Origin of the sequence: Nocardia sp. NPDC059195, assembly GCF_042754695.1 — a bacterium.
GTDB lineage: Bacteria > Actinomycetota > Actinomycetes > Mycobacteriales > Mycobacteriaceae > Nocardia.
Map to the genome: position 1 here is coordinate 1 of NZ_JBHZBG010000058.1, position 6,070 is coordinate 6,070.

The window sequence follows — 6,070 nt, forward strand, 5'->3', positions numbered from 1 at the left end:
CCCGTCGACCCAGCCGGCGACCACCGAGGACCCGTCGACAACCAAGGACGACGACGATGACGACGATGACGACGATGACGATGACGACGACATCACCGACACGATAAGCGAAATCACCGATACGGTCAGCGAGGTGATGACAGGCCTCACCTCGCTCGTGTCATCGGTCAGCCAACTCGAATCGCTCTTCACGACTACGGCGGAGACGATCAGTACCGGCCTCACTTCGCTCAACACCTCGATCCAAGAAGGCTTCGCGTCGATTTCGAGCCAGCTGAATGGGTTGATGTCCGGTGGCGCGACGTTCGATCTGAACGGGACGCAGGTCAGCGTCGGGACAGATGAGAACGGCCAACTGACAGTGAGCACCACCGACTCCGCCGGAAACTCACACGAGTACGGCATGGCGCTCGATGCCAACGGCATACCGGTGATCAGCGACGATCAGTCCAGCGGCGAAATCGGTTCGGGGACACCGGAGACCGGTACCGGCCAGGGGCCGACCGGTCTCGAAAATGCTGACGAGGGGACGTCTTCGGGTGCGACGCCCAATCCGACCGGTTCTCTGAACGCCAAAGGCTATGCCGCGGAGAACATGCCGGGGGCCGGCTCGACGCCGAGTGCGGACAATGAGCCCGATGGCGAACATTGGGCGGAACAGTATCCGGTGAGCCAGCAACCCGATCCGGGTGACACCGGTGCGGTCTTGGCCGAGGCAGGACCGCTGTGAATCAACGAGTTTATGGGGTTTCGTCATGAGTCGATCGCGGATCGAGGAAGGCGCTTACGAGTTCCTTCGCCGGGTGCAGGTTCTGGACTACGAGTACGACGAGATGCGCAACAGCCTCGCCGTTCACAACAACGGTCACGAGATCCTCGCCGAGATTCAAGCTGTCAGGGAGCGCGAGGCTGCCGAGGCCGAAGAGCGGGAGCGGCTCGAGGCGGAGGAACGTGAGCGTCAGGAAGCCGAGGCCAGAGAACAACGCGAGGCCATCGCACGGTCGATCGCCGCCAGGCGGGCCAATGACCGCGCCGCTCCACTGGATGACGACGATCCCGAAGGGGACTACTACCGCCGTAACAGCTGGTTGGTCTGAGTCCGCAGCACGGCACCGCCACGGCAGACCCTGATCCTGATCTACGTGGCGGTGCCGACCATCACCCACTGGTAGGGCGACGTCGGAGGATCTAACCCCGGATGAGTTTGGCGACCGTGCCGATCGACAACTTCGGCGCCTCGACCTCGACCTCGGCGTGCGGGTCGACCACGTTGGTGTGGGGAATCTCGGCTTCCGGGTCGGCGAAGATCGCGTACTTCTTGTCGGCGAGGAGTGTGGCGAGGAGGTAGCCGGTGACCAGGGCTTTGGTGGTCTTGTCGGTTTTGTGTTCGTAGCGGCCCGCGCCGAGGGCGGCGAAGAGGCGGCGGCCCTCGATGATGCCGTTGTGGGAGGCGCCGTTGATGGTGCGCAGGATCGACGGGCCGGACCAGGCGGTGGCGAGGGTGCGGGCGTTGGAGCTGACCGAGTCGAGGTCGTCGCCGGTCAGGATCAGGGCGGGGGTGTCGATGTCGGGGGCGATGTTCTCGGCGGCGGGGGAGGTGGGGGCGGGGAAGAGCGCCACTACGGCGGCTACCCGGCGTTGAGCTGCGGCGATCACGGCGGCGCCGGCTCCCATGCCGTGGCCGGCCAGGGCCAGGCGATCGGGGTGGACGCTGATGGTGCCGTCACCGAGACGGACTTTGCTGACGATGTCGAGCGTGGTGAGCAAGTCGGTGCCGAGGTCGAGATGTGACGGGATCGGGCCGCGTTCGGTGTCGGGGGCGGCGACCACGAAACCCCACGACGCGATGTGCTCGAGCAGGCTCTTGTAGTTCTCGGCGCTGGTCAGCCAGCCGTGCGCGAACGCGACAGCAGGCAGGTTCAGTCCGGACTCGGGCGTGTACACCACACCCGGCTGACCTGCGATCCCTAAATTCCCACGCAGCACCCGGTGAGGGCCGCGCACGGACAGGGTGCTCAGGAGCGATTTTGCAGACACCGACACGGCGAGAAGAGTATCCGATCAGTAGGGTGGTGGACCATGTGCGGAATCGTGGGGTACGTCGGATACCGGGATGCGCTCGGCGTTGTCGTCGACGCGCTGCGACGCATGGAGTATCGCGGATACGACTCGGCGGGGGTCGCGATCCTCGACGGAAACGGCGCTCTCGCGGTCGAACGTAAGGCTGGGCGGCTGGCCAATCTGGAAGCCGAACTGGACGAGGCGGGGACCGAGCGTTTCGCCGGGTCGACCGGCATGGGCCACACCCGCTGGGCCACCCACGGCGCGCCGACCGACCGCAACGCGCACCCGCATCGCGACGTCTCCGACAAGCTCGCCGTCGTCCACAACGGCATCATCGAGAACTTCGCGCCGCTGCGCCGCGAGCTAGAGGACGCGGGCGTTGAACTGCTCAGCGACACCGATACCGAGGTCGCGGTGCACCTGGTGTCGCGCGCCTACGCCGCAGGACCCACCGCCGGTGACTTCACCGCGAGCGCGCTGGCCGTGCTGCGGCGCCTCGAGGGCGCGTTCACGCTGGTGTTCACCCATGCCGATCATCCCGGCACGATCGTCGCGGCCCGTCGGTCGACGCCGCTGGTCGTGGGTGTCGGCGAGGGCGAGATGTTCATCGCCTCCGATGTCACCGCGTTCATCGAGCACACCCGCGAGGCGGTCGAGCTCGGTCAGGACCAGGCTGTGGTGATCACCAAAGACGGCTACAGCGTCACCGACTTCGCGGGCAACACCGACGGTGTGGTCAGCCGGCCGTTCACCATCGACTGGGACCTCGCCGCCGCCGAGAAGGGCGGCCACGACTACTTCATGCTCAAGGAGATCGAGGAGCAGCCAACCGCCGTCGCCGACACCCTGCTCGGGCACTTCGTCGTCGACGAGAAGGGCGGTCGGATCGTCCTCGACGAACAGCGCCTCGCCGATCAGGAGCTGCGCGAGTTCGATAAGGTGTTCGTCGTCGCGTGTGGCAGTTCGTATCACTCGGGGTTGCTCGCCAAATACGCGATCGAGCACTGGACTCGGGTGCCCGTTGAGGTGGAGCTCGCTAGCGAATTCCGTTACCGCGACCCGGTTCTCGACCGGTCGACGCTGGTGGTGGCGATTTCGCAGTCCGGTGAAACCGCGGACACCCTCGAAGCGGTGCGCCACGCCAAGGAGCAGAAGGCGCGGGTGCTGGCGATCTGCAATACGAACGGCGCGCAGATTCCGCGTGAATCCGACGCGGTGATCTACACGCGGACCGGGCCCGAGATCGGTGTCGCGTCGACCAAGGCGTTCCTGGCGCAGGTGGCCGCCAATTACCTGGTGGGTCTGGCGCTGGCCCAGGCGCGCGGGACCAAGTACCCCGACGAGGTGGCTCGCGAGTTCGCCGAGCTCGAGTCGATGCCGAAGCTGATCGCCCGGGTGCTCGAGACCGCGCCGCAGGTGCGGGCCATCGCGCGCGAGCTGGCGCATGTGCCGACGGTGCTGTTCCTCGGTCGCCACGTGGGCTACCCGGTGGCACTGGAAGGTGCGCTCAAGCTCAAGGAACTGGCCTACATGCACGCCGAGGGGTTCGCCGCGGGCGAGCTCAAGCACGGGCCGATCGCGCTGATCGAAGAAGGTCTGCCGGTGATCGTGGTGATGCCGTCGCCGAAGGGGCGCGCGGTGCTGCATTCCAAGCTGCTCAGCAACATTCGCGAGATCCAGGCGCGCGGCGCCCGCACGATCGTGATCGCCGAAGAGGGCGACGACACGGTGCGCCCGTTCGCCGACGACCTGATCGAGATCCCGGCCGCGCCCACGCTGTACCAGCCGCTGCTTTCCACGGTGCCGCTGCAGATCTTCGCGGCCGAGGTGGCGCAGACGCTGGGCTACGACGTGGACAAGCCACGCAACCTGGCCAAGTCGGTCACCGTCGAATAAGGCCTGATGCCGGCCTCGTCGCGAGGCCGGCAGGTTCACTCGACCGTGATGCTGCCGCGCATGTCCGGGTGCAGAGTGCACATGTAGCGGTAGGTGCCGGGCTGGGTGAAGGTGTAGGACCATTCGCCCTTGTCGATGATGGGGCTGTTGAGACCCATCGCCTTGTCGCCGATGCCCTGCACGTTGTGCGGGACCTTGTCGGAGAACTTCCAGGTGACCGTCTCGCCGACCTTGATGGTGGCGTCGGCGGGGGCGTATTTCATATCGCCCACTTCGACCGTGAGGTTGGTCGGTGCGTGCTGTTGGGCGGTCGTGGTGCCGACCGGGCGGGGTTTGCGGGTTGTGGTGGTGGCGGCGTTTCCCGAGTCGCCGGAACAGCCGGCGGACAACAGGGCGGCGGCCACGACGAATCCGGCGACAAACCGGGCGGATGCGGCGCGGTGACGAACCATCGACATGGGTGTGGAGCGTAGTCTGCGAGCGATCCTGGGCCGGTCGGCGGCCCGTTCGGGCAGCTGGGAGGCGACTATGTCGGATCGGCGTGGCTACTACACCGTCGACGAGGTTCGGGCCGCGGAAGCCGAGCTGTTCACGCGGGTGCCTGCGGGAATGCCGATGCGGAGGGCGGCTTTCGGGCTGGCGGGGGTGGTTGTCGACGAATTGCGTTCGCGGACCGGTGGAGTGGTCGGGCGAGCGGTGGGGTTGCTTGTGGGGTCGGGGGATAACGGCGGGGATGCGTTGTGGGCGGGGGCCTTGCTGCGGCGGCGGGGGGTTCGAGTTTCGGCCGTTCTGTTGAATCCTGAACGGGCGCATGGGAAAGGGCTTGCTGCTTTGCGGGCGGCTGGGGGAAGGGTGGTTGATCGGCTCGATGCTGTTGATCTGGTGATCGATGGGATCGTGGGGATTTCCGGGCGTGGTCCGTTGCGGCCCGATGCTGCGGAAATTGTTGCTGCCGTGGAGGTTCCGATCATCTCGGCTGATCTGCCGAGTGGGGTCGATCCTGATACAGGGGCGGTGGACGGGGCCGCGGTGACGGCGGATGTGACGGTTGCGTTCGGTGCCTTCAAACCGGTGCACGCGTTGGGTGTGCCGCACTGTGGGCGAATTGTGTTGGTGCCGATCGGGTTACGGCTTCCGGAGGCTGGGTTGGTGCAGCTCGATCCGGGGGCGGTGGGGGCTGGTTGGCCGGTGCCGGGGCCCGCTGATGACAAATACAGTCAGGGGGTGACGGGGGTTTGTGCGGGGAGTTCGAAGTATCCGGGGGCGGGGGTGTTGTGTACGGGGGCGGCGGTGGCGGCCACTGCGGGGCTGGTTCGGTATGTGGGGACGGATACCGAGGTATTGGCGAAGTTTCCGGAAGTTGTTGCCAGTACTTCGATTTCGGAGACGGGTCGGGTGCAGGCTTGGGTGTTCGGGCCGGGCGGGGGTACCGATTCGGGTGCGCGGGATCGGTTGGCCGAGGTGCTTGCTACTGATCTGCCGGTGCTTGTCGATGCGGATGGGTTGACGATTCTTTCCGCCGAGCCGGGGCTGGTTCGCGGGCGCTCGGCTCCGACGGTGCTTACGCCGCATGCAGGGGAGTTCGCGCGGTTGACGGGTGCGGTGGCGGGGGCTGATCGGGTGGGGGCGGTGCGTCAGCTGGCTGATGAGTGGGGGGTGACTGTGTTGTTGAAGGGGCGGGCGACGGTTGTCGCTTCGCCGGGGGGCGTGACGTTTGTGAATGACGCGGGTGGGGATTGGGCTGCTACCGCGGGGTCGGGGGATGTGTTGTCGGGAGTTATCGGGGCGTTGCTTGCTGCGGGGCGGGAGGCGGGGTGGGCTGCTGCTGCGGGGGCTCGGGTGCATGCTTTGGCGGCTAACTTGGCTGCTTATGAGGGGTGGGAGGCGGGGGCTCCTATTTCTGCTACGCCATTGCTAGGGCATGTTCGGGGGGCTGTGCGGGTGTTGCGGGAGGTTGGTGGTGGATCTCGGGGTTGGTAGTCCCAGGACGGTTGTGTGGCAAAGCCACGGGGTTCGGTAGTCCCAGACGGTTTGACGCTGTGTTTATTGGCGCGCTGGCGCGCGCGTGTCCGCGGCCCCAAGGGGCCGCCGGTTAGCGCTCGAGACTAGA

Annotated in this window: 6 protein-coding genes; 4 read left to right on the forward strand and 2 right to left on the reverse strand. The window is 66.5% G+C overall.

The annotated features are described in order from the left end of the window. The coding region (locus ACFXKN_RS33310; protein WP_379434773.1) for a hypothetical protein at positions 1–730 on the forward strand (730 nt) is incomplete at its 5' end. Between the two features lie 25 nt (positions 731–755). Then, the gene (locus ACFXKN_RS33315; protein WP_379434774.1) at positions 756–1,097 is read left to right on the forward strand and encodes a hypothetical protein; all 342 of its coding nucleotides are present in this window, start codon (positions 756–758) and stop codon (positions 1,095–1,097) included. Between the two features lie 91 nt (positions 1,098–1,188). Here the strand turns inward: ACFXKN_RS33315 and ACFXKN_RS33320 are convergent, their stop codons facing one another. Further along, a complete protein-coding gene (locus tag ACFXKN_RS33320) occupies positions 1,189–2,043 on the reverse strand; it encodes a dienelactone hydrolase family protein (protein ID WP_378954226.1) in 855 nt (284 codons plus the stop codon). A gap of 36 nt (positions 2,044–2,079) precedes the next feature. Here ACFXKN_RS33320 and glmS point away from each other — a divergent pair, with 36 nt between their 5' ends. After that, entirely contained in the window at positions 2,080–3,960 is a 1,881-nt protein-coding gene (glmS, locus tag ACFXKN_RS33325) for a glutamine--fructose-6-phosphate transaminase (isomerizing) (RefSeq protein ID WP_379434775.1), read from the forward strand. A 35-nt stretch (positions 3,961–3,995) separates the two neighbouring features. Here the strand turns inward: glmS and ACFXKN_RS33330 are convergent, their stop codons facing one another. Further along, complete coding sequence (locus tag ACFXKN_RS33330) at positions 3,996–4,418, reverse strand: cupredoxin family copper-binding protein (protein ID WP_378954235.1); 423 nt, start codon at positions 4,416–4,418, stop codon at positions 3,996–3,998. Between the two features lie 70 nt (positions 4,419–4,488). On the opposite strand from ACFXKN_RS33330, the gene ACFXKN_RS33335 reads away from it, so the two are divergent. Then, positions 4,489–5,940 carry a bifunctional ADP-dependent NAD(P)H-hydrate dehydratase/NAD(P)H-hydrate epimerase gene (locus tag ACFXKN_RS33335; RefSeq protein ID WP_378954238.1) on the forward strand — a complete coding sequence of 484 codons (1,452 nt, stop codon included), beginning with the start codon at positions 4,489–4,491 and terminating at the stop codon, positions 5,938–5,940. Positions 5,941–6,070: the final 130 nt, after the last annotated feature.

Coding starts and splice junctions, on each gene's coding strand:
- ACFXKN_RS33335 (WP_378954238.1), top strand. CDS start 4,489: ATGTCGGATCGGCGTGGCTACTACACCGTCGACGAGGTTCGGGCCGCG.
- ACFXKN_RS33330 (WP_378954235.1), bottom strand. CDS start 4,418: ATGTCGATGGTTCGTCACCGCGCCGCATCCGCCCGGTTTGTCGCCGGA.
- ACFXKN_RS33315 (WP_379434774.1), top strand. CDS start 756: ATGAGTCGATCGCGGATCGAGGAAGGCGCTTACGAGTTCCTTCGCCGG.
- glmS (WP_379434775.1), top strand. CDS start 2,080: ATGTGCGGAATCGTGGGGTACGTCGGATACCGGGATGCGCTCGGCGTT.